This is a genomic window from Demequina subtropica (assembly GCF_000971235.1).
Taxonomy (GTDB): Bacteria; Actinomycetota; Actinomycetes; order Actinomycetales; family Demequinaceae; genus Demequina; species Demequina subtropica.
Genome location: NZ_BBMB01000011.1, coordinates 4,547 through 25,586 on the forward strand (window position 1 = coordinate 4,547; position 21,040 = coordinate 25,586).

21 protein-coding genes are annotated in these 21,040 nt (G+C 71.3%); 1 reads left to right on the forward strand and 20 read right to left on the reverse strand.

Annotated features, from left to right (window positions below; genetic code table 11):
• Positions 1-41: 41 nt before the first annotated feature.
• The 4 genes from AOM06_RS09645 to AOM06_RS09660 form a co-directional block, all read right to left on the reverse strand.
• Complete coding sequence (locus tag AOM06_RS09645; RefSeq protein ID WP_228372921.1) at positions 42-1,640, reverse strand: methyl-accepting chemotaxis protein; 1,599 nt, start codon at positions 1,638-1,640, stop codon at positions 42-44.
• A 104-nt stretch (positions 1,641-1,744) separates the two neighbouring features.
• Entirely contained in the window at positions 1,745-3,343 is a 1,599-nt protein-coding gene (locus tag AOM06_RS09650) for a methyl-accepting chemotaxis protein (RefSeq protein WP_062305224.1), read from the reverse strand.
• Positions 3,344-3,392: 49 nt separating this feature from the next.
• Positions 3,393-4,988 (reverse strand): methyl-accepting chemotaxis protein, encoded by a 1,596-nt coding sequence (locus tag AOM06_RS09655; RefSeq protein WP_062305226.1) that lies wholly within the window; start codon positions 4,986-4,988, stop codon positions 3,393-3,395.
• Between the two features lie 35 nt (positions 4,989-5,023).
• On the reverse strand, positions 5,024-6,622 hold the full coding sequence (locus tag AOM06_RS09660) for a methyl-accepting chemotaxis protein (protein WP_082105481.1): 1,599 nt from the start codon (positions 6,620-6,622) through the stop codon (positions 5,024-5,026).
• A 178-nt stretch (positions 6,623-6,800) separates the two neighbouring features.
• Between AOM06_RS09660 and AOM06_RS09665 the strand changes: the two genes are divergently transcribed.
• Complete coding sequence (locus AOM06_RS09665; RefSeq protein ID WP_062305229.1) at positions 6,801-7,406, forward strand: M15 family metallopeptidase; 606 nt, start codon at positions 6,801-6,803, stop codon at positions 7,404-7,406.
• A gap of 75 nt (positions 7,407-7,481) precedes the next feature.
• On the opposite strand, the gene AOM06_RS09670 is transcribed toward AOM06_RS09665, so the two are convergent.
• The 16 genes from AOM06_RS09670 to AOM06_RS09745 form a co-directional block, all read right to left on the reverse strand.
• The gene (locus AOM06_RS09670) at positions 7,482-7,973 is read right to left on the reverse strand and encodes a hypothetical protein (RefSeq protein WP_062305232.1); all 492 of its coding nucleotides are present in this window, start codon (positions 7,971-7,973) and stop codon (positions 7,482-7,484) included.
• Between the two features lie 5 nt (positions 7,974-7,978).
• The gene (locus tag AOM06_RS09675) at positions 7,979-8,341 is read right to left on the reverse strand and encodes a response regulator (RefSeq protein ID WP_062305236.1); all 363 of its coding nucleotides are present in this window, start codon (positions 8,339-8,341) and stop codon (positions 7,979-7,981) included.
• Positions 8,342-8,390: 49 nt separating this feature from the next.
• Positions 8,391-8,861 (reverse strand): chemotaxis protein CheX, encoded by a 471-nt coding sequence (locus tag AOM06_RS09680; protein WP_062305238.1) that lies wholly within the window; start codon positions 8,859-8,861, stop codon positions 8,391-8,393.
• Complete coding sequence (locus AOM06_RS09685) at positions 8,858-9,241, reverse strand: response regulator (RefSeq protein WP_062305242.1); 384 nt, start codon at positions 9,239-9,241, stop codon at positions 8,858-8,860. The genes AOM06_RS09680 and AOM06_RS09685 overlap by 4 nt, the downstream gene beginning before the upstream one ends.
• Positions 9,238-10,050, reverse strand: a complete 813-nt coding sequence (locus AOM06_RS09690; protein WP_062305244.1) for a CheR family methyltransferase — start codon at positions 10,048-10,050, stop codon at positions 9,238-9,240. Before AOM06_RS09690 ends, AOM06_RS09685 begins: the two co-directional genes overlap by 4 nt.
• Positions 10,047-11,108, reverse strand: a complete 1,062-nt coding sequence (locus tag AOM06_RS09695; RefSeq protein ID WP_062305247.1) for a protein-glutamate methylesterase/protein-glutamine glutaminase — start codon at positions 11,106-11,108, stop codon at positions 10,047-10,049. Before AOM06_RS09695 ends, AOM06_RS09690 begins: the two co-directional genes overlap by 4 nt.
• A 10-nt stretch (positions 11,109-11,118) precedes the next feature.
• Complete coding sequence (locus tag AOM06_RS09700; protein WP_062305249.1) at positions 11,119-11,538, reverse strand: chemotaxis protein CheW; 420 nt, start codon at positions 11,536-11,538, stop codon at positions 11,119-11,121.
• 1 nt (position 11,539) lies between these two features.
• Positions 11,540-13,807, reverse strand: a complete 2,268-nt coding sequence (locus AOM06_RS09705; protein ID WP_062305252.1) for a chemotaxis protein CheW — start codon at positions 13,805-13,807, stop codon at positions 11,540-11,542.
• A gap of 108 nt (positions 13,808-13,915) precedes the next feature.
• On the reverse strand, positions 13,916-14,149 hold the full coding sequence (gene csrA / locus AOM06_RS09710) for a carbon storage regulator CsrA (protein WP_062305255.1): 234 nt from the start codon (positions 14,147-14,149) through the stop codon (positions 13,916-13,918).
• Between the two features lie 43 nt (positions 14,150-14,192).
• Positions 14,193-15,446: a hypothetical protein gene (locus tag AOM06_RS09715; protein WP_062305257.1), complete on the reverse strand. Its 1,254-nt coding sequence runs from the start codon at positions 15,444-15,446 to the stop codon at positions 14,193-14,195.
• Entirely contained in the window at positions 15,424-17,481 is a 2,058-nt protein-coding gene (locus AOM06_RS09720) for a flagellar biosynthesis protein FlhA (RefSeq protein ID WP_062305259.1), read from the reverse strand. The genes AOM06_RS09715 and AOM06_RS09720 overlap by 23 nt, the downstream gene beginning before the upstream one ends.
• A 52-nt stretch (positions 17,482-17,533) precedes the next feature.
• A complete protein-coding gene (locus tag AOM06_RS09725) occupies positions 17,534-18,661 on the reverse strand; it encodes an EscU/YscU/HrcU family type III secretion system export apparatus switch protein (protein WP_228372922.1) in 1,128 nt (375 codons plus the stop codon).
• Complete coding sequence (locus AOM06_RS09730; protein WP_062305264.1) at positions 18,658-19,440, reverse strand: flagellar biosynthetic protein FliR; 783 nt, start codon at positions 19,438-19,440, stop codon at positions 18,658-18,660. The genes AOM06_RS09725 and AOM06_RS09730 overlap by 4 nt, the downstream gene beginning before the upstream one ends.
• A 1-nt stretch (position 19,441) precedes the next feature.
• Positions 19,442-19,714, reverse strand: coding sequence for a flagellar biosynthesis protein FliQ (fliQ, locus tag AOM06_RS09735; RefSeq protein ID WP_062305266.1), 273 nt, complete (start codon positions 19,712-19,714; stop codon positions 19,442-19,444).
• Complete coding sequence (gene fliP / locus AOM06_RS09740) at positions 19,714-20,544, reverse strand: flagellar type III secretion system pore protein FliP (protein WP_062305268.1); 831 nt, start codon at positions 20,542-20,544, stop codon at positions 19,714-19,716. The genes fliQ and fliP overlap by 1 nt, the downstream gene beginning before the upstream one ends.
• Positions 20,541-21,038, reverse strand: coding sequence for a FliO/MopB family protein (locus AOM06_RS09745; protein ID WP_062305271.1), 498 nt, complete (start codon positions 21,036-21,038; stop codon positions 20,541-20,543). Before AOM06_RS09745 ends, fliP begins: the two co-directional genes overlap by 4 nt.
• Positions 21,039-21,040: the final 2 nt, after the last annotated feature.

A 21,040-nucleotide genomic window follows, 5' to 3' on the forward strand; every position in this document is an offset into this window, starting at 1 on the left:
AGACAGCTCTCGCGCGGGCCCGCCGTTGGGCTCGTGTGGTTCTAGTACGTGAAGGTCTCGACCTTTGCGCGAAGCGACGCCGAGAGCTCCGCAAGCTCCGACACCGACGCACCGATCTGGTCGAGCACGGTCGATGCCTCCTGCGCAGCCTGCGCCACACCGGAGATGGACGATGCGATGTCGCCCGAGCCGGTCGCGGCCTCGGCCACGCCACGGGACATCTCCGCCGTGGTCGCGGTCTGCTCCTCCACCGCCGACGCGATCGTCAGCTGGAAGTCGTTGATCTGCTTCACGATCTCCGAGATCTCGCCGATCGCATCCACGGCGCCGCCGGTGTCCTCCTGGATGGCGGACACGCGTCGGGCGACCTCCTCGGTCGCCTTCGCGGTCTCCTGCGCCAGGTCCTTGACCTCACCGGCGACCACAGCGAAGCCCTTGCCGGCCTCGCCAGCACGAGCGGCCTCGATGGTCGCGTTCAGCGCCAGCAGGTTCGTCTGCTCGGCGATCTGGGAGATCACCTTGATGACCTCACCGATCTCCTGCGAGGACGCGCCCAGGCGGGCCACCTTCTCGTTGGTCGACTCCGCCACGGTGGTCGCCTGCGCGGCGACGCGAGCGGCCTCGTTCGCGTTGTGCGAGATCTCCTTGATGGAGGCACCCATCTGCTCCGCACCGGACGCGACGGCCTGGACGGACCGGTTGACCTCATCGGCGGCATTCGCCACCACACCCGCACGGGCGCTGGTCTCCTGCGAGCCCGCCGAGACCTGCGCGTTCGCCGCCGACAGCTCCTCAGCAGCAGCCGCCACCGTCACCGCCGACGACACCACACCCGACATCGTCTCCCGCAGCGCCGACTGCGCACGCGACAGGGTGCGCGCCATGTCGCCCACCTCGTCGTTGCTCTTCACCGTCGCCTCGACCGTGAGGTTGCCGTCCGCCATCGCCTCGACCGTGGTGCTGATCGCCCGCACGGCTCCGATAAGGCGGCGGGTGAGCGAGATGCCGACGCCGACGCACCCGAGCAGCGCGATGGCCGCGAGGATGGTCATGGTGGTCTGGACCGTGGAGGCGTCGTCGCGCGTCGCCTGCAGGTCCGCCGCGCCGTGGGCCAGCACCTGGTCCCGGAGGCCGTCGACGGCCGCGATGATCTCGGCGCCCATCGTCTCGAGCTCGTCGGCCGAGAGCTCGGCCACGGTCGAGCCCGGCGCATAGGGCGCGGTCACGGCATCCGCGAAGTCGGCCCACGTCGCGAGCGCCGCGGCATCCTCGGCCACAGGTTCGCCGTACGTCTCCTCGAAGAGCGCGCCGAAGTCCTGAAGCGCCTGGGTCGCCGCGGCGATGTTCTCGGCCTGCTCGACCGTCGCCTCCGCGCGCTGCTCCTCGGGCAGGGCCCGCGTGTGCAGCGCGTGGGCCCGCACCTCCCACATCGCCTCGGAGACATCCGCGATCGAGGCCTCCACCGCGACGTAGGACTCCAGCGTCGCGGCGTTGGCGTCACCCTGGCGGGTGAGCTGGCTCACGGACAGCACGGCCATCGTCGCCACGAGCACGAAGAGCACGCCGAACGCGAGGGTCATGCGGGCGGCGAGGGTGAACCGCAGGGCCTTCCGGCCCGGAGCGGTCTCGGGGGTTTCCATGTTGATCTCCATTCACAGCATCGAGGGGATGCCGCGCGCATACGGCGTGTGGGGACGATGCGCGATGCGGGACGAGCCCGCGACGTCAAGCTGGGCGGGGTGCGTCAGTAGGTGAAGGTCTCGACCTTGGCGCGCAGATCCGCGGACAGCTCCGCGAGCTCGGACACCGAGGCGCCGATCTGGTCCAGTACCGACGCGGCATCCGAGGACGCCTGCGCGACCGTCGAGATCGAGCCCGCGATATCGGACGACCCGGTCGCGGCCTCGGCGACGCCGCGGCTCATCTCCGCGGTGGTCGCGGTCTGCTCCTCCACCGCCGACGCGATCGTCAGCTGGAAGTCGTTGATCTGCTTGACGATCTCGCTGATCTCACCGATCGCATCCACGGCACCGCCGGTGTCCTCCTGGATCGCCGCCACACGACGCGCGACCTCCTCGGTCGCCTTCGCGGTCTCCTGCGCCAGATCCTTGACCTCACCCGCAACCACGGCGAAGCCCTTGCCAGCCTCACCAGCACGCGCCGCCTCGATCGTCGCGTTCAGCGCCAACAGGTTCGTCTGCTCGGCAATGCTCGAGATCACCTTGATGACCTCACCGATCTCCTGGCTCGACACACCCAGACGGGCGACCTTCTCGTTCGTCGACTCAGCGACCGTGGTCGCCTGAGCCGCCACACGAGCGGCCTCGTTCGCATTGTGCGAGATCTCCTTGATCGACGCACCCATCTGCTCCGCACCGGAGGCGACGGCCTGCACGGAACGGTTCACCTCATCAGCAGCATTCGCCACCACACCCGCACGGGCGCTCGTCTCCTGCGAACCCGCCGACACCTCGGCATTCGCCGCCGACAGCTCCTCAGCAGCAGCCGCCACCGTCACCGCCGACGACACCACACCCGACATCGTCTCCCGCAGCGCGGACTGGGCCGAGGACAGCAGCTCCGCCATCTCGCCCATCTCATCGCGGCTGGTGACGTGCGCCGTCACCGTGAGGTCGCCGGCGGCCAGCGCCGCCATCGACTCCTTGAGGATCGCCGAGTTGCGGCGGATGCGGCGCCCGACCAGCCACGCGAAGGCGGCGCCGGCACCGGCCCCGACCGCGAGCACGATGAACAGCAGTGTCGTGGCGGCGGCAGCATCGTCCGCGACAGCGCGCGATGCTGCATCGAGGTTCATGCCCACGTGGGCGTCGAACTCGTTGAACTGGGACTCGACGGTGGTGTCGAAGCCCGAGCGCTCGGCCTCGGACGCCGGGTCGACGCCCGCGGTCGGCTCCCACGCCGACAGCACGGCGGCCTTGTACTGCTCCCACGTGCCGCTCGCGAGCTCGATGGACGGCAGCTCCTCGCCGAACGTCTCCTCGTAGAGCGCGGCGAAGGAGGCGAGCTCCTCGTCGACGAACGCGTAGCGCGTCTTGAGCTTCTCAACCAGGTTCGGGATGGCACCCTCGGCAGCGGCGTCGAGCTTGAAGCCCGCGAGGCGCGCGTCCCACAGGGTGTCGAGCAGGTCCGCCATGCCCTCGGTCATCGCGGCCTGCTCGGCGCGCAGCGCCGCGTCCTTGTCCTGCAGATCGTTGACGGTGCCGATCGACACCGCGGTCGCGAGCCCGAGGGCGGCGAGCACGCCGCCGACCGCGCCGAAGACCTGTGCCGCGAGCGGGAAGCGGCGTCCGTGACGCGTCCCAGCAGCCTCATGCGTGTTCATGTCTCTCCAGTCCATTGGTGAGGGGGGCGCGAACGCCCGAGGGGGATGTTCAGTAGTGGAAGGTCTCGACCTTGGCGCGCAGCGACGCCGAGAGCTCCGCGAGCTCCGACACCGAGGCACCGATCTGGTCGAGCACGGTCGATGCCTCCTGCGCGGCCTGCGCCACACCGGAGATGGACGATGCGATGTCGCCCGAGCCGGTCGCGGCCTCGGCCACGCCGCGAGACATCTCCGCAGTCGTCGCGGTCTGCTCCTCCACCGCCGACGCGATGGTCAGCTGGAAGTCGTTGATCTGCTTGACGATCTCGCTGATCTCGCCGATCGCGTCGACCGCGCCGCCGGTGTCCTCCTGGATCGCGGACACGCGCCGGGCGACCTCCTCGGTCGCCTTCGCGGTCTCCTGCGCCAGGTCCTTGACCTCGCCCGCAACCACAGCGAAGCCCTTGCCGGCCTCGCCGGCACGCGCGGCCTCGATCGTCGCGTTCAGCGCCAACAGGTTCGTCTGCTCGGCGATCTGGGAGATCACCTTGATGACCTCACCGATCTCCTGCGAGGACGCGCCCAGACGGGCGACCTTCTCGTTCGTCGACTCCGCGACCGTGGTCGCCTGAGCCGCCACACGAGCGGCCTCGTTCGCGTTGTGCGAGATCTCCTTGATGGAGGCACCCATCTGCTCCGCACCGGACGCGACGGCCTGGACGGACCGGTTGACCTCATCGGCGGCATTCGCCACCACACCCGCACGGGCGGAGGTCTCCTGCGAGCCCGCCGAGACCTGAGCATTCGCGGCAGACAACTCCTCCGCCGCAGCCGCCACCGTCACCGCCGACGACACCACACCCGACATCGTCTCCCGCAGCGAGGACTGCGCACGGGTGAGCGAGGCGGCCATGTCGCCGATCTCGTCGGTGCTCGAGACGCTCACGGCGACCGTGAGATCGCCGTCCGCGAGCGCATCGATCGCGTGCTTGACGTCGCCGACGCTGCGCGTGATGCGGCGCGTGATGATCACGCCGATGAGCACGCTCGCCGCGACCGTGAGGGCGACGATCACGAGGATGGTGAGCTGGGCACGCTCGCTCGCGTCGCGAGCGTCCTGGATCTCGCTCGCGCCCTTGGCCGCCACCTGATCGGTCAGGGCCTGCACCGCCTCCTGCGCATGCGCGCCGAGCTCGTTGAGCGCCTCGCCGTCGATCGACGCGATCCCGCCGCCGGAGCCGTACGCGGTGAGGATCTGCTCCTGGAACTGCTGCCATGAGGCGATCGCGGCCTCGTCGATCACCATCGGCTCGCCGTACGCGGCCTCGAACGAGGCGAGGAGGTCCTGGAACGCGACATCGGCCGCGTCGAACATCGCCTGCTCCGTCTCGAGCCCGCCGGCGATCCCGGCCTCCGGGATCATGGCGAGGACCGCGCTGAAGTGCCGCGCCTCCCAGACCGCATCGTCGACGACGCTCACCTTCGCCTCGAGCGCGGCGAAGGTCTCCATCGTCTCGGTGTCGTGGTCGCCCTGGTCGGTGAGCTGGGTGACGGCGACGGTGCCGAGGATGAGGACCAGGATGATCTGGCCCGCGAAGGTGGCTCCGAGCCGTGCCGCAAGGCTGAAGCGGCGGCGTGCGCGTCGTTCGGTCGTGGTGTTGCTCATGATTCTCCGGTACGTAGGCGTGGGGCCTGAGGGTGCTAGTAGGTGAAGGTCTCGACCTTGGCGCGCAGGCCCGCCGAGAGCTCCGCGAGCTCGGACACCGAGGCGCCGATCTGGTCGAGCACGGCGGAGGCCTCGGCGGAGGACTGGGCGACGGTCGAGATGGACGAGGCGATGTCGCCCGAGCCGGTCGCGGCCTCGGCCACGCCACGGGACATCTCGGCGGTGGTCGCGGTCTGCTCCTCCACCGCCGACGCGATGGTCAGCTGGAAGTCGTTGATCTGCTTGACGATGTGCGAGATCTCGCCGATCGCGTCGACCGCGCCGCCGGTGTCCTCCTGGATCGCCGCCACACGACGCGCGACCTCCTCGGTCGCCTTCGCGGTCTCCTGCGCCAGATCCTTGACCTCGCCGGCCACGACCGCGAAGCCCTTGCCGGCCTCACCGGCACGCGCGGCCTCGATGGTCGCGTTCAGCGCCAGCAGGTTCGTCTGCTCGGCGATGCTGGAGATGACCTTGATGACCTCGCCGATCTCCTGGCTCGAGACACCCAGACGCGCGACCTTCTCGTTCGTGGCCTCGGCCACGCCCGTCGCCTGAGCCGCCACCCGGGCGGCCTCGTTCGCGTTGTGCGAGATCTCCTTGATGGAAGCGCCCATCTGCTCGGCGCCAGAAGCGACGGCCTGAACGCTGCGGTTGACCTCATCCGCGGCGTTCGCCACCACACCGGCACGAGCCGACGTCTCCTGCGAGCCCGCCGAGACCTGCGCGTTCGCGGCGGACAGCTCCTCCGCGGCGGCGGCGACGGTGACAGCGGACGTCACCACACCCGACATCGTCTCCCGCAGCGCCGACTGGGCGCGGGCGAGCGAGGCGGCCATGTCGCCCACCTCGTCGTTGCTCCTCACCGTGGCCTCGACCGTGAGATCGCCGTCCGCCATCGCGTCGATCGCGGTCTTGAGCTCGCCGGCCGCCCCGGTGATGCGGCGCGCCAGGACCAGGCCGAGCGCGATCGCGGCCACGATGCCGGCGACGACGATCACCGTGAGGAGCGTCGCCGTCGCGGACACCTCGTCGTCGCTGGCCGCGATCTCGGCCTGGATCTGCGGGCCGATCTGCTCGGTCAGCGAGCCGACCGCCGCCACCATCGCGTTGCCCAGCTCCGAGCGCTCCTCCTTGGTGATCTCCTCACCGGTGTAGGAGGGGTCGAAGGCCGAGGCCTGCGCGAGCTTGTAGCGCGCGTACGTCTCCTGGCCGCTGCCGTCGTCGGCGAGGGGCACCCCGAAGAGCTCCTCGAACGCGGCGCCCAGCGTCGCGAACTCCGCCTCGAAGGCCGCCTGGAGCTCGGTGAGGGTCGCGTACTCGGCGGCCAGGTCCTCGGGCTCGGTCGCCCGCAGGCGCAGGCTCTGCGCCCGCATCTGCCAGAACGCATCGGTCAGGCTCGCGACCGCCATGTCCGCGCGGTAGGCGTGCTCGGTGGTCGCCTTCTGGGCGTCGCCCTGCTCGTGCATCTTGGCGATCGAGAAGACACCGACGGTGGCGAGGATCGCCACCACGAGCCCGAAGGCTCCGAGGATCTTCGCGGTCAGGGGAAAACGCCTCGAGGTGGCGTGCGGCACAGCGGGCAGGACGTCCATGACTCTCCAGGGGGTCGCGTTCTTCACAGCGTTGACGCGGGTCTCATCGGCCTGCCGCGGTCCGTGGTGAGCGTTCGCGGCGGTGCGCGAGGATCACGATCTCGTGGCGTCCCGAACCCTCAACCCCGCCGGTCCCGGGCCGATGGGACCCGGGAGACCTGCATGGAAGGGGACGCCGGTGGATGCGATCGCCACGATCAGCCAGCGCATCAGCGAGATCCACTCGCTGATCGGCTCGGTGACCCCCGCCGCGACCACGACGGCGGCCGTCGCCTCCAGCACCGCGACCGCCGCGGGCGCATCGTCCGCCGTGTTCGCGGACACGCTCGCGACCGCGACCGCGACCGCCGACCCTCTCGCGGCGGCGGCCGCGCAGCTCAACGCGGACGGCGTCCCGGTGACGCTCGCCGGCTACGGCAACGGGCTCATCCCGGAGAGCGCGCTGAGCACGATCGACGGGTCCACCGAGCGCATGTGGGCGCCCGCGACGGAGCAGCTCGACGCCCTGCTCGCCGACGCCCGGGCGGACGGCATCACCATCGGCATCACCGACGGCTATCGCGACTACGACTCGCAGGTGAGCCTCGCCGCGTCGAAGGGGCTGTACAGCAGCGGCGGCCTCGCCGCGGTTCCCGGCACCAGCCAGCACGGCTGGGGCCTCGCCGTGGACCTGGGCCTCGACGCCGATGCGCTGGCGTGGATGCGCGAGAACGCCGGGAGCTACGGCTTCGTCGAGGCCGTCGCGCGCGAGCCCTGGCACTGGGAATTCCAGCCCGCATCCTGAGCCACCACGCTCGGATGCACCGACGGCCGCGCCTCTCCGACGGGAGGCACGGCCGTGCGGAAGGTCAGGTGGGCGTCAGTAGGCGACGACCACCGAGATGCGGCCGGAGCCGTACCCCTGGATCTCGAGGGCGCCGTCGATGCGGCTGCCCTGCAGCAGGCACAGGTCGTTGACGTCCGCGGGGAGCGTCTCGCGCGGGGCGAAGGTCTCCTGCAGCTTGAGGTGCGGCGTGTCCGACTTGTTGAACATCGACGCGGCGACGTTGAGGATCTCCGCCATGTTGTCGAACATGGCGGGGCTGATGAGGCCGTCCTTGACGGCGCTCTCCGCGCCCATGGGCGGCATGAGCGCGATCGCCGAGCCGGCGCGAGCGGTCAGCGGGACGTCCGCGAGCGCGACCGCGGCGAGGTTGCCGAGGTCGTCCACGTACATCGCGACGGTCGCGCCGTCGAGCGGGTCGACGCGCTTGGCGTTGCCGTCCCATTCGACCTCGCGGCCGAGCATCCCGGCGAACAGCTCGCGGATCTCGAACGCGCTGGGGACGGGGGTGGGTCGCAGGCCTTCCATCGCGCTCACCCGATGAAGGGGTCGATGGTCTCGCGGAAGATGTCCGCGGTGAACGGCTTCGCGATGAGGAACAGCGCGCCCGCCTGGTCCGCCTGCTCACGCATCTGCGGGGAGCCCTCGGAGGTCACGAACGCGAACGGGGTCTCGTTGCCCTCCGCGCGCAGGGCGCGCAGCAGGTCGATGCCCGTCATGTTCGGCATGTTCCAGTCCGAGAGCACGAAGTCCGGAGCGGTCGCGCGGATCTTCGCGAGCGCGTCGGCGCCGTCCTCGGCCTCCTCGATCTCCCACCAGTCGTAGCCCGCCTGCCTCAGCGTGCGGATCACGATCTGCCGCATCACGCGGCTGTCATCGGCGACGATCACCTTCATGTCGTCGGCCTCCCTTCCTTACCTCAAAGAACAGTGTGCGTCGGCGCCGCTACGGCAGCACCCAGAGCGAGACCGTGAGCGGCGCACCGCGCCAGCTCAGGCACGCGTCGACCAGGCGCTCGCCCTCGCCGAGCGGCGGCGCCGCATCGGCCACCACCGGGATGGTGAGCGTGCCCGGGTGCGTGACGAGCGACTTGACGTTGCCGCACACGACGTTGGCGACCTCGCCCACGGCGTCGATGAAGTCCTCGTCCGTGACCTCCTCGCCGGGGGCCATCGTGAGCAGCGCACGCGTGATCGCCTCGCCGGTCTCGCGACCGGTGCCGATCACCACGCGCACGATCTGCTCGTCGGTGACGTCGACCCAGGTGTAGCGGGCGTCCTCGAGCGCGGGGCGCTCGCCCACCCAGTGCGAGACGTGGCCGGGCTCGTCGTCGATCATCGTCGCGAAGAGGTCCTGGGTGATCTGCAGCAGCGGGTCCGCGTCGAGCACGGGCGCCCAGTCGACGACGGCGGTCATACCGTGACCTCCTGGTCGAGCAGCCCCAGGTAGTCGAGCTTGTCGATGATGACGTCCGCCGTGAACGGCTTGATGACGTACTCGTGAGCGCCGGCCGCGAGCGCGCGGACGATCTGGTCCTGCTCGCCCTCGGTGGTGATCATCATGAGCGTGATGTCGCGGTACTCGGGCTTGGAGCGCGCCGCGACGATGAACTCGTAGCCGTTCATCACGGGCATGTTCCAGTCGATGCAGCACAGGCGCACGTCGGGGTGCTGCTCGAGCCGCATGAGCGCCTCCTGGCCGTCGCCCGCCTCGATCACCTCGAAGCCGACGTCCTTGAGGATCGTTCCCACGATCCTGCGCATCACACGCGAGTCGTCGATGACAAGAGCCTTCATGCTGCCTTCCCTTCCCGGGGCCGGTACAGGGCGCCGCCCGCGACGGGCACGCGCTCCCAGATGTCGTCGACGCCGATGGTGCTCTCCGCCGCGCCCAGGAAGACCCAGCCGCCGGGGGCGAGCACCGACCGCACGCGACGCATCACGTCACGCTTGGTCGCCACGTCGAAGTAGATGAGGACGTTGCGCAGGAACACCACGTCGTAGGGGCCGCCCAGGGGCGGCGCATCGAGGAGGTTGTGGCGACGGAACGCCACCATGGACCGCAGGCGCTCGTTCGCCTCGAAGAAGGCGCCCTTGCGCTCGAAGTGGCGCACGAGCATCGGCGCCGGGAGGCCGCGGTTGACCTCGAGCTGCGAGTACTGACCGCTGCGGCCCTTGGCGAGGACCTCCTCCGACAGGTCGGTCGCGACGATGCTCGCGCGGACGTCGGGGAAGTGCTCGGCGATGGTCATCGCGATCGAGTACGGCTCCTGGCCGGACGAGCACGCGGCGGACCAGACCTTGAGGTGCTTGCCGCGTCGCGCGATCGCATCGGGGATCACGACGTCCTTGAGCACGTTGAACGGGTGCCGGTCGCGGAACCACGAGGTCTCGTTGGTGGTGAGCGCCTCGACCACCTTGTCGTGCAGCGTCACGTTCGCGCGCACGGAGCGGATGTACGACTCGACGTCCGCCGCGCCCGCCGAGCGGGCGAGCGGCGCGAGGCGGCTCTCGACCAGGTACTCCTTGCCGGTGTCGAGCTGGATCGCGCTGCGGCGCCTCACGAGCGTCGCGACGAAGTCGAACGAGTCGGGTGCGATGGTCATGCGACGGCCTCCTTCCCGGCGGTGCGGCCCTGGGTCGCGCGCACGAGCGCGGGCGCGATCGCGTCGAGCGGCAGGATCTCGTGGGCCAGGCCCGCGCCGGCCACCGCGCCGGGCATGCCCCACACCACGGACGTGGCCTGGTCCTGCGCGATCATGCGGCCGCCCGCGTCCACGAGCCCACGGGTCGCATCGCGACCGTCGGAGCCCATGCCGGTGAGCATCACGCCCAGCAGGTCGCCGCCGTAGACCTTGACGGCCGAACGGAACAGCACGTCGACCGCGGGACGGCAGAAGTTGACCTGGGGACCCTTGTTCAGGGACGTGATGATGGCGTTGCCGGCCTGCTTGACCTCGAGGTGCATGTCGCCGGGAGCGACGTACACCGTGCCCGGGACGAGCCGCTCGTTTCCGGCGGCCTCGACCACGCGCGACGGGCCGATGCGGTCGAGCCGCGCGGCGAGCTGCGTGGTGAACATGGGCGGCATGTGCTGCACCAGCACCACCGGCACCGGCAGCGGCGCGGCGAGCGCGCCGAAGACCTTCGAGAGCGCCTCGGGACCGCCGGTCGAGGATCCGATGACCACGGCGCGCGGCGGGCGGGCCGACGCGGACGCGGGTCGGGTGCGGACGCTGCCCGCCGCGACGACCGGGGCGCCGCACAGCGCCTTGACCTTGGGGATGAGCTGCGACGTGATGACGCGGATCGCCTCGGCGGGGTTGGCCACCTGCGTGGGCTTGGTCGCGTAGTCCGAGGCCCCCGACGCGAGCGCGTCGAGCGTCGCGGACGCGCCATGCGAGGTCAGCGTCGAGAACATCACGATGGGGGTGCGCACGCCCGAGCGGCGCAGCGCACGGACCGTCTCGATGCCGTTCATCACGGGCATCTCGATGTCCATGGTGATGAGGTCGGGCTTGAGCGCCGCGACCTTGGTCAGCGCGATGGAGCCGTTCTGCGCGACCCCGACCACCTCGATGGCGGGATCGGACGCGAGCGACTCGGAGACGATGCGCCGCACGACGACCGAGTCGTCGACGACGAGCACCCTGATCGGGGACACCGGCGCTCGCCTAGACCTGGACCGCGAGGTCGACGTCGAGCGCGAGGAGCAGCTCGTCGTCCAGCTGGTACACGCCGGTGACGAAGTCGCGGAGGGCGGGCTCGAGCGTGGGCGGCGGTGAGCCGAAGCGGCTGCCGTCGATCTCGAGCACGTCGCCCACCTGGTCCACCAGGAGCGAGACGGGCTCGCCGTCGACCTTGACCACCATCATCATCGGGTCGTCGTCCTCGCCGAAGCCCTCACGGCCCAGGCGCACGCGCAGGTCGACCAGCAGGACCACCTGTCCGCGCAGGTTGACGAGCCCGGCGACGCCCTTGGGGGCGTGCGGCACCGGGGTGTGCGCCTGCATCCGCAGGGCCTCCTGGACGCGCGCGACGTCGATGCCGTAGAGGCAGTCGTCGAGCTTGAACGTGGCGAGCTGGTGTCGCATCTCAGTGCTCCGATCCGGCGCCGACGAGCTCGGCGTCCTGCACGTCGTAGAAGGCGGAGTCGGCGTCCCTCACGGTCGCCTCGAGGTCCAGCAGCTCGGTGACCCGGCCGCGGACGATGATCGAGCCCAGCAGGCCGTAGCCCGAGACCTCGGAGCGGTCGGCGATCGCGCACTCGACGATGTCGACGACCTCGTCCGCGACGAGCGCCACGGAGCGGTCGCCGCGCTGGCAGACCACCACGGCGAGCTCCTCGCGGAACGTCGAGCCGAGCCCGAGCACCTGCGCGAGGTCCACCACGGGGGTGATCCGCTCGCGGTACTGCATCACGAGCGAGCCGGAGACCCGCTCGAGGACCTCCATGGGGAAGCGCTCGAGGCGCGTGACCGCGCCCATGGGCATCGCGACCTGGCGGTCCTCGCCCACGGAGACGATGAGCATCTGCTCGGTCTCGCCCGTGCTCGTCGCCACCGCGTCGCGATCGTCGCCGATCGCCTCCTGGAGCTCGAGCGCGCGGCGTGCCACGGCGGGGATGTCGAGGATGAGCGTCACGGAGCCGTCGCCCAGCAGCGTCGCGCCGGCGTAGAGCCCGATGCCCTTGACCGCCGCCGCGATGGGCTTCGCCACGATCTCCTCGGTGTTCCGCACGTGGTCGACCAGCAGGCCGAAGCGGCCGCCGTCCGCGTGCATCACCGCGATGACGGCGCCGACGAGCGACTCGCGCGGCGTGCGGCCGAGCACGTCGCGAAGGTCGACGAGCGGCAGCAGGCGGCCGCGCAGGCGGAACACCGGGGCCTCGCCGACGTACTCGACGCCGGTCTGCTTGTCGTCGATCGCGAGCAGCTCGAGCAGGTTGATCTGCGGGATCGCGTACGTCTCGGACGCGCACTCGACGGTGAGCGCCGGCATGATCGCGAGCGTCAGCGGGATGCGCAGGCGCCACGTGGTGCCCACGCCGACGGTCGACTGCACGTCGACCACGCCGCCGATCGCATCGACCTTGGTCTTCACGACGTCCATGCCCACGCCGCGGCCGGACACGTGGGTGACCTGCTCCGCGGTCGAGAAGCCGGGCAGGAACAGCAGCTGGAACACGTCCTGGGGCGCGAGGTCCGCGACGTCGGCGGCGCTGCGCAGGCCGCGCTCGACGGCCTTGGCGGCGATGGCCTGCGGGTCGATGCCCTTGCCGTCGTCGGAGATCTCGATGACCACCTGGCCGCCCTGGTGGAACGCGCGGAGCGTGAGCACACCCTGCGTGGGCTTGCCCGCGGCGGTGCGCTGCTCGGGCGACTCGATGCCGTGATCGATCGCGTTGCGGATGAGGTGCGTCAGCGGGTCCTTGATCGCCTCGAGGACGCCACGGTCGAGCTCGGTCTCCTTGCCGATCATGTCGAGCCGCACCTGGCGGCCGAGCGAGGCCGAGATGTCGCGCACCATGCGCGGGACCTTCGACCACACGTTGTCGATGGGCTGCATGCGCGTCTTCATGACGCCCTGCTGGAGCTCGGTCGCGATGAGCGCGAGGCGCTGGGTCGCGTGCACCAGGGCGGGGTCGTCGATGTCCGCGGCGAGGCTCGTCATCGCGTTGCGCGCGAGCACCAGCTCGCCCACGTGACGCATGAGCGCGTCGAGCACCTCGACGTCGACGCGGATCGAGGACTCGGTCGCGGAGCGCACGGGCGCCTCCTCCGCGGCAGGCTCGGACGCGGCGGGCTCGGGCGCGGACGATGCGGCGGCCGGCTTGGCCGGCAGCGGGGCGTCGGCCTTCCTGCCCGGAAGCACGGGGGCGGGCTTGGGCTTCTCCGCCGGCGCCTCGTCCGCGGGTGCCTCGTCGACGGGCGCGGGCTCGACCGGAGCCTCGGCCACGGCGGTCTCGGGCGCCTCGGTGCCGTCGAGCACGGCCTGGATCGATGCGACCACGGCGGTGGTGTCGAGGTCTCCCTCGGCACCGGTGGACTCGATCGAGCGCAGCAGCTCGCGCACCGCGTCGACCATGGTGAGCAGCACGTCGGTGGTGCGCTGCGTCATCTCGCGCTTGCCGTCGCGGAGCTCGGCGAGCAGGCTCTCGCCCACGTGGGTCACGCCCTCGAGCGAGCCGAAGCCCAGGAATCCGCTGGTGCCCTTGATCGTGTGGATCGTGCGGAACACCGAGCTCAGCAGCGATCGCGATCCCGCGTCGCCCTCGAGGGCGACCAGATCGGAATCGAGCTGGTCGAGGTTCTCGTAGCTCTCCACCACGAACTCGCGGACGATCTCGTCCATCGCGTCCATAGAAATGCTCCCTCACCCGTCAGGGGCGGCACCGCCGCCATGTCGGGGGACCCATCGGCACGAGCCGCCGGGTGGTGAGCAGTCCTGGCGCGCATGCCAGGCGGGGTGTCAGGGAGTCGGCGGGGCGAGGGAGCGCAGGCTCTCCTCGGCGGCGTCGTCGGCCTGCGCGGCCGCGGCGTTCTCCTTCTCGATCGCCTCGAGGATCTCCGCACGGGTCACCCGCACGTCGCGCGGCGCATCGATGCCCACGCGGACCCCGTCCGAGCGCACGTCGAGCACCGTCACGACGATGTCGGTGCCGATGACGAGCTTCTCGCCGATGCGGCGGGAGAGGACAAGCATGAGTCAAAGGTATCGGCTCACGCGCGAACGCGACGAACCGGCCCTACGGGCGCGCCTCTCGCGCCCTCAGCGCCGCGAGCGCCTCGTCGAGCCGCGCGGCCCACGCGACGCGCGACGCGGGCACGCCGTCCATCCACGCGACCGGCAGCGGATCGCCGAGCGCGCGGCCCGGCTCGTCGCTTGCCGCGAGGCCCGATACCGCCGTCGCATCGACGCTTCCCGCGGCGATGAGCGACTCGACCGGGGCGCCGCCGCGGCCCTCCGCGTCCACGGCCGCCCAGCACGCGTGCGCGTCCAGGGCCTCGACGAGCGAGGCGATGAGCGACGCGTCCGACGCCGCCTCGACGCCGAGCGCGACGATCGCATGCGCCGTGGCGTCCGGCCCGCCGACACGCTCGCGGAGGGTGCGCGCGGCGGCGGCCGTCCGGATCCGTCGGCCGTGACCCGGGACCGCCGCGGCGTCGCCCGCGAGGGCGACGTCCGTGGCGGCCATGCCGCGCCAGCGCGCGACCTGGCACGCGACGTCGAAGGCCCGCTCCGGCGCCCCCACGACGACGAGCAGCTCGCCGGGCGCGGCGGCGGCCGGGACCGTGTCGAGCCCGCGCACGAGCGCCGCGAGCGCGACGCGGGATCCGGGCTCGTCATGCTCGAGCAGCGCGGCGGGCACGCCGAGCGCGAGCAGCTCGCCCGTGGTCGGGTCCGCGTGCGGGTCCTGCATGGCGGCCTCGGCGGGCGCGACCGGGACGTCCTCGTGCCCGGGCTCGCGGACCACGATGCGGTCGCCCGCATCGGCCACGGGGAAGCGCGCGGGCACGAAGTCGCGCATCGTCGTCGGCTCGTTCACCTGCGCGGCGGGCTCCGCCGCCCACGCGGGCGTGGGGGCGAGCGGCTCGGCGGGCGCATCGTCCGTGCCGGGGCCCGCGACCAGGCGCGCGAGCAGCGCGCCGAACTCGTCCTGCGTGTCCGCCGCGGGCATCGCCGGGGCCGCGTCGCGCGCGACCGAGGCCAGCAGCTCGCGGCTCACCGCGGCGACGTCCGCGAGCTCGTCGTCCAGCCCGGCGTCCCGCTGCGGGCCGGCGCCCGGTGCCACCAGGGACGATGCGGGGCGCAGGCGCGTGTGCGCCTCGTCGGGCACCTCGACCGTGAGCGCGTAGGTGTCCCTCGCGAAGAAGCCGAGCACGCCTCCGGTGCGCACGCGCTCCGCGTGCACCACCCTCACCTCGGGGCCGTGCTCTTCACGTGCGCGCACGAGCAGCGCCTCGGCATCGGGACCCTCAAGCAGCAACCTGCGCGGCATCGCTCACCACCCCCACGGCCTCGACCTGGAGGGGCGCGCACGTCACCTCGGAGTAGGACAGCACGGGCACCAGCGGCAGCGCGGTCGCGACGGTCCGGCGCAGCGCGGGGCGCAGCGCGGGCGCGCACGCGACCACGGCCTCGTGGCCCCCGTGCTCGACCTCGGCGAGGCGCCTGCGCAGCGAGCCGATCATGCGCTCGAGCCGGTCGGGGTCGACCGCGAGGATCATGCCCTCGTCGCCCGGCCGGCGCTGCTCGACCAGGTGCTGCTCGAGCAGCGGCTCGAGCGTGACGACCCGCAGCACGCCGTCCTCGGCGTACGGCGCCGCGATCGCGGGGCCGAGCGCGCCGCGCGCCGCCTCGATGAGGCCCTCGGGGTCCGTCGAGACCTTGGCGCGCAGCGTGAGGCCCTCGAGGATGCGAGGCAGGTCGCGGATGGACACGCGCTCCGCGAGCAGGCCGTGCAGCACGCGCTGGACCTCGCCGAGCGACAGCAGGCCCGGCACCAGCTCGTCGACCACGGCGCGGTCGAGCTGCTTGACGTTGTCGACGAGGATGCGGACGTCCTCGCGGCTGAGCAGGCGCGGCGCGTTGGCCGAGATGATCGAGCCGAGGTGCGTGACGAGCACGGACACGCGGTCCACCACGGTCGCGCCGGAGAGCTCCGCCTGCGCGCGCACCTCCGCCGGGATCCAGCGGCCCGCGAGCCCGAAGACGGGCTCGCGCACCGGGGTGCCCATGAGGTGGTCGAGGTTGTCGCCGAGCGCGAGCAGCCGGCCGGGGGGCGCCTCGCCGCGACCGACCTCTACGCCCGCGATCTTCACCACGTAGGTCGAGCGCGGAAGGTCGACGCTGTCGCGCGTGCGGACCGGCGGGATCACGAGCCCGAGGTCCATCGCGACCTTGCGGCGCAGGCCGCGGACGCGGGCGAGCAGGTCCTGCTCGGTTCCCGAGCCGACCAGGTCCACCAGGTCGGGGGCGAGCTGGATCTCGAGCGCGTGGACGCGCATCTGGTCCATGAGCGCCTCGGGCGAGTCGGGCTCGGGGGCGCCGGGCTCGAGCTGCGCGGGACCGGCCTCGGCCTGCGCGAGCTCCGCCTTCTCCTTGGCGCCGACCCGCTGGCCGGCGATGAGCAGCACCGCGCCGACGAGCACGAACGGCACCTTGGGAAGGCCCGGCACGAGCGCCAGCATGATCGCCGCGCTGCCGGCGATGAGCAGCGCGATGCGCGACTGGCCCAGCTGGCGGCTCGCGGTGGTGCCCATGTCCTCGGAGGCGGTGGCGCGCGTGACGATGATTCCGGTGGACACCGACAGCAGCAGCGCGGGGATCTGCGAGACCAGCCCGTCGCCGATGGTGAGCATCGAGAACTTCTCGATCGACTCCTGCGGGGACAGGCTCATCTGCATCATGCCGACCGCGAAGCCTCCGATGAGGTTCACGATGGTGATGATGATGCCCGCGATCGCGTCACCCTTGACGAACTTCGAGCCTCCGTCCATCGCGCCGTAGAAGTCGGCCTCGGCCGCGACGTCCGCGCGGCGCTGACGCGCGGTCGCCTCGTCGATGAGGCCCGCGTTGAGGTCCGCGTCGATCGCCATCTGCTTGCCCGGCATCGCGTCGAGCGTGAACCGCGCGCCGACCTCGGCGACGCGGCCCGCACCGTTGGTGATGACCGCGAACTGGATCACCACGAGGATGAGGAAGATCACCAGGCCGATGACGAGCGAGCCGCCCACCACGATGTTGCCGAACGCGCCGATCGCCTCGCCGGCGTAGCCGTCGCGCAGCACCAGGCGCGTCGACGCCACATTGAGGCCCAGGCGGAACAGCGTGAGCACCAGCAGCAGCGAGGGGAACACCGAGAAGTCGAGCGGCCTCTTCACGTACATCGACGTGAGCAGGACCACGAGCGACATCGCGATGTTGAACACGATGAGGAAGTCGAGCATCGCCGCGGGCAGCGGCACGACGAGCAGCATGACGATGCCGACGACGCCGACCGGGACGGCGAGCGTGCTGATTCGTGACTTCACAGGATTCCCTCCTGACGGGACGGGCGGGGAGCGGGACGGGTGCGGGACGGTTTCATGCGGTGACCACCTCGGCGCTGGGGTCGGCGACCGCCTCGGCCTGCGGGTCGCGGTGGATGCCGGAGGCGGCGCCGCGGCGCCTCAGCGCCATGACGAACGCAAGCACGCGCGCGACGGCGGCGTAGAGGTGGGCGGGGATCTCCTGGCCCACCTCGCACGCGTCGTGGAGCGCACGGGCGAGGGGGATGTCCTGGACCATGGGCACCTGGCCCTCGGTGGCCTTCTCGCGGATCTTGGTCGCGATGTGTCCGCGGCCCTTGGCGATCACGCGCGGCGCGCCGGTGCCGGGCTCGTAGCGCAGCGCGACCGCGACGTGCGTCGGGTTGACCATGACGACGTCGGCGTTCACGACCTCGGCCATCATGCGGTTGCGGCTCATCGCGATCTGACGCTGACGGATCTGCCCCTTGACGTGCGGGTCGCCCTCGGACTGCTTGTGCTCGTCCTTGATCTCCTTCTTGGACATGCGCGTCTGCTTGCGGTTGCGCTTCATCACCACGAGCGCGTCGAAGCCGGCGAGCACGAACCCCGCGATCACGGCGGTCTTGATGAGCGTGGTGGCGCCCCCCACCGCGATGTCGAGGGTCGAGGTGAGCGAGTGCGCGCCCGAGCCGATGAGCATCGGCACCACGCCCTGGATCACCATGTAGAGCACCGTGCCGATCGCCGCCGCCTTGAGCGCCGCCTTCGCGCCGTTCCACCAGGCCTGGCCGCCGAAGAGCTTCTTGGCGCCCTGCTTGGGGGCGAAGTGCTTGACGGTGGGCTTGAGCTTCTTGGGCGCGACGCGGATCCCGCCCTGCGCGGCGGCGGCCACCACGGCGGCGAGGACCGCCGCGGCGAACGCGGGGGCGAGCGTGGTGAGGAGCGAGCCGAGCGCGTCGCCGAACATCTCGAGCGCGACCCACGGGTCCGGCGCGGCGGCGATCGCGTCGACGCGCGCGAGCTGGCCATGGGCGGAGTCGCGAGCGCTGCGGATCACGAGCGGCAGCGCGACCACGACCGCGCCGATGACCATCCACGCGGACAGGTCCTGCGACCGCTGCAGCGACCCCTCCTTGCGGAGCTTCTTCATCCGCTGGGGTGTGGCCTTCTCGGACTTCTCGCCGGAATCGTCCTTGCTCACCATGCACCTCCGCCCGCGAGGTTGGTGGCGCGGTCGGTGAGACCGCTGATGACGGAGGGCAGGGCGAGGAACGCGATCGACCCGAGCGACAGCGTCACCAGGATCTTGAGCGGGAAGCCGAGCGCGAAGGCGTTCAACGCCGGCGCGACGCGCGTGAGGAGGCCCAGGCCCACGTCGGTGAGGAACAGCACCGCGATGAGCGGGCCCGCGATCTGGAGCGCCGCGATCATCATGTCCGCGATGCCGCCCGTCATGAGCTCGCCCAGCACGGCCATGTCCATGCCGCCGCCGAGCGGCAGCGCGTCGAACGAGCGCACCATGCCCGCGAGGATCAGCTGATGCCCGTCCGAGGCGAACAGCAGCGCGAGCGCCGCCATGTTGTAGAAGCGGCTGAACTGCGCGCCCTGCGTGCCGCTGGTCGGGTCGAAGGCCGAGGCGACCTCGAAGCCGCCGAACAGGTCGATGAGCCCTCCCGCGGTCTGGACCGCGGAGAACACGAGCCGCACCAGGAAGCCCAGCGCGAGCCCCACGAACGCCTCCATCACCACGGCCCCGATGAACGCGCCCGTGTCCGACACCAGCATCGTTCCCGGCTCGACCCCCGACCGTGCGGCCGCGGCGGGCCCGACCGCGAGCGCGAGGCCCAGCGCGAGCGCGACCTTGACCGTGCCGGGGAACACCTTCACGTGGAACGGAGGCGCCACCACGAGGAACGCGACGATGCGCACGCTGGTGAGCATCGTCGTCTCGATGAGGCCGAGGTCGAAGGTCAGGTCCATGTCAGCCGCCGAGCAGCGAGGGCAGCTTGTCGAAGAGCGTCTGCGTGAAGTTGACGGCCTCCTGGATCATCCAGTGGCCGCACACGAGCAGCGCGATGCCGACCGCGATCGCCTTGGGGACGAACGAGAGGGTCGCCTCCTGGATCTGGGTGACCGACTGGAACAGCGAGACGGTGAAGCCCACGACCAGGGCGGTGATGAGCAGCGGCGCCGAGAGCTTCGCGGCGAGCAGCAGGGCCTCGAGGCCCACGTTGAGGACGGCGGAGGTATCCATCAGCCGTAGCTCCCCACGAGCGCCGAGATGATGAGCGTCCAGCCGTCCACCAGCACGAACAGCAGCAGCTTGAAGGGCAGCGACACCATGACGGGAGGGAGCATCATCATGCCCATCGACATGAGCGCCGACGAGACGACGAGGTCGATCACCAGGAACGGCACGAAGATGACGAAGCCGATGATGAACGCGGCGCGCAGCTCCGACAGCATGAACGCGGGCATGAGCGTGGTCATGGGGACATCGGCGGCGGTCGCGGGGTTGGCGGCGTCGGCCGCGCGTGTCATGAGCGCGATGTCGGACTCGCGGGTGTGGGCGAGCATGAACTCGCGCAGGGGGTCGATCGCGGCCTGGAGGCCCTCGGTGAAGGTCATGTCGCCCGCGAGGTACGGCTGCACGCCCAGGTCGTTCATCTCGCTCAGCACGGGCGCCATGATGAACATCGACAGGAACAGCGCGAGGCCCGCGAGCACCTGCGCGGGGGGCGTCGACTGGAGGCCGAGCGCGTTGCGGGTGAGGCCCAGCACCACGAGGATCTTGGTGAACGCCGTGGTGAGCAGCAGCAGCGACGGCGCGACCGACAGCAGCGTGACCGCGATGAGCACCACGATCGACGTCGACGGCGCGCCGTCGACGCCGTAGATGCCGACGCCGATGCTGTCCTGGACCTCGGGGGAGATCGGGGTGCTCGGCGACACGGGCGTGTCAGGGTCTGCGGGCGCTGCAAACGACGGCGCGGCGACGATCATCAGGAGCATCGCGGTGACGATGACGATGAGCATCGAGCGTCGCACGGTCCGCAGCGGGACCCCGAGCGCGACTCGGTTCATGAACGGCGGATGGTCCGATCTTGCAGCGCCACCACCGCCTTGCGCCACGTGTCGGGCGCGAGGATCGATCCATCGAGGGGTGCGTGCTGCCGTGGGACGTCGGCCATCCGGGCCTGCGTCAGGTGGGCGTCGGTAGGGATGCGGGGGTCCGCGGAGGCGTGCGCCTCCGCGGCGAGCGCCCGCTCGAGGTCGGCGTCGAAGCCGCCGGTCTCAGGGGCGGACGATGCGGGCTCGGGCTCCGGTTCGGGCGCGTCGCCCGCATCGTGCAGGAAGGACACGCCCTGATCGCCGTACCCGACCACGAGCCGGCGGCCGTCGACCTCGACGAGGGCGACGCCGCTGCGCTTGGTCAGCTGCTGACGGCCCACCACGCTGAGCGTGGCGCGCCGCTGCGCCCGGCCGTGGGACTGGAGCTTGCGGGAGAGCCACAGCATCAGTCCGAGCACGGCGACCAGCGAGAGGCCGACGCGCAGCACGAGCAGGAGCGTGTCCATGG

Bases quoted from the DNA above. Each gene is read 5' to 3' on its own strand.
- AOM06_RS09655 (WP_062305226.1), bottom strand. From the start codon at position 4,988: ATGAGCAACACCACGACCGAACGACGCGCACGCCGCCGCTTCAGCCTT.
- AOM06_RS09660 (WP_082105481.1), bottom strand. From the start codon at position 6,622: ATGGACGTCCTGCCCGCTGTGCCGCACGCCACCTCGAGGCGTTTTCCC.
- AOM06_RS09645 (WP_228372921.1), bottom strand. From the start codon at position 1,640: ATGGAAACCCCCGAGACCGCTCCGGGCCGGAAGGCCCTGCGGTTCACC.
- AOM06_RS09745 (WP_062305271.1), bottom strand. From the start codon at position 21,038: ATGGACACGCTCCTGCTCGTGCTGCGCGTCGGCCTCTCGCTGGTCGCC.
- fliP (WP_062305268.1), bottom strand. From the start codon at position 20,544: ATGAACCGAGTCGCGCTCGGGGTCCCGCTGCGGACCGTGCGACGCTCG.
- AOM06_RS09670 (WP_062305232.1), bottom strand. From the start codon at position 7,973: ATGGAAGGCCTGCGACCCACCCCCGTCCCCAGCGCGTTCGAGATCCGC.
- csrA (WP_062305255.1), bottom strand. From the start codon at position 14,149: ATGCTTGTCCTCTCCCGCCGCATCGGCGAGAAGCTCGTCATCGGCACC.
- AOM06_RS09675 (WP_062305236.1), bottom strand. From the start codon at position 8,341: ATGAAGGTGATCGTCGCCGATGACAGCCGCGTGATGCGGCAGATCGTG.
- AOM06_RS09730 (WP_062305264.1), bottom strand. From the start codon at position 19,440: ATGGACCTGACCTTCGACCTCGGCCTCATCGAGACGACGATGCTCACC.
- AOM06_RS09680 (WP_062305238.1), bottom strand. From the start codon at position 8,861: ATGACCGCCGTCGTCGACTGGGCGCCCGTGCTCGACGCGGACCCGCTG.
- AOM06_RS09650 (WP_062305224.1), bottom strand. From the start codon at position 3,343: ATGAACACGCATGAGGCTGCTGGGACGCGTCACGGACGCCGCTTCCCG.
- fliQ (WP_062305266.1), bottom strand. From the start codon at position 19,714: ATGGATACCTCCGCCGTCCTCAACGTGGGCCTCGAGGCCCTGCTGCTC.
- AOM06_RS09690 (WP_062305244.1), bottom strand. From the start codon at position 10,050: ATGACCATCGCACCCGACTCGTTCGACTTCGTCGCGACGCTCGTGAGG.
- AOM06_RS09700 (WP_062305249.1), bottom strand. From the start codon at position 11,538: ATGCGACACCAGCTCGCCACGTTCAAGCTCGACGACTGCCTCTACGGC.
- AOM06_RS09715 (WP_062305257.1), bottom strand. From the start codon at position 15,446: ATGCCGCGCAGGTTGCTGCTTGAGGGTCCCGATGCCGAGGCGCTGCTC.
- AOM06_RS09705 (WP_062305252.1), bottom strand. From the start codon at position 13,807: ATGGACGCGATGGACGAGATCGTCCGCGAGTTCGTGGTGGAGAGCTAC.
- AOM06_RS09685 (WP_062305242.1), bottom strand. From the start codon at position 9,241: ATGAAGGCTCTTGTCATCGACGACTCGCGTGTGATGCGCAGGATCGTG.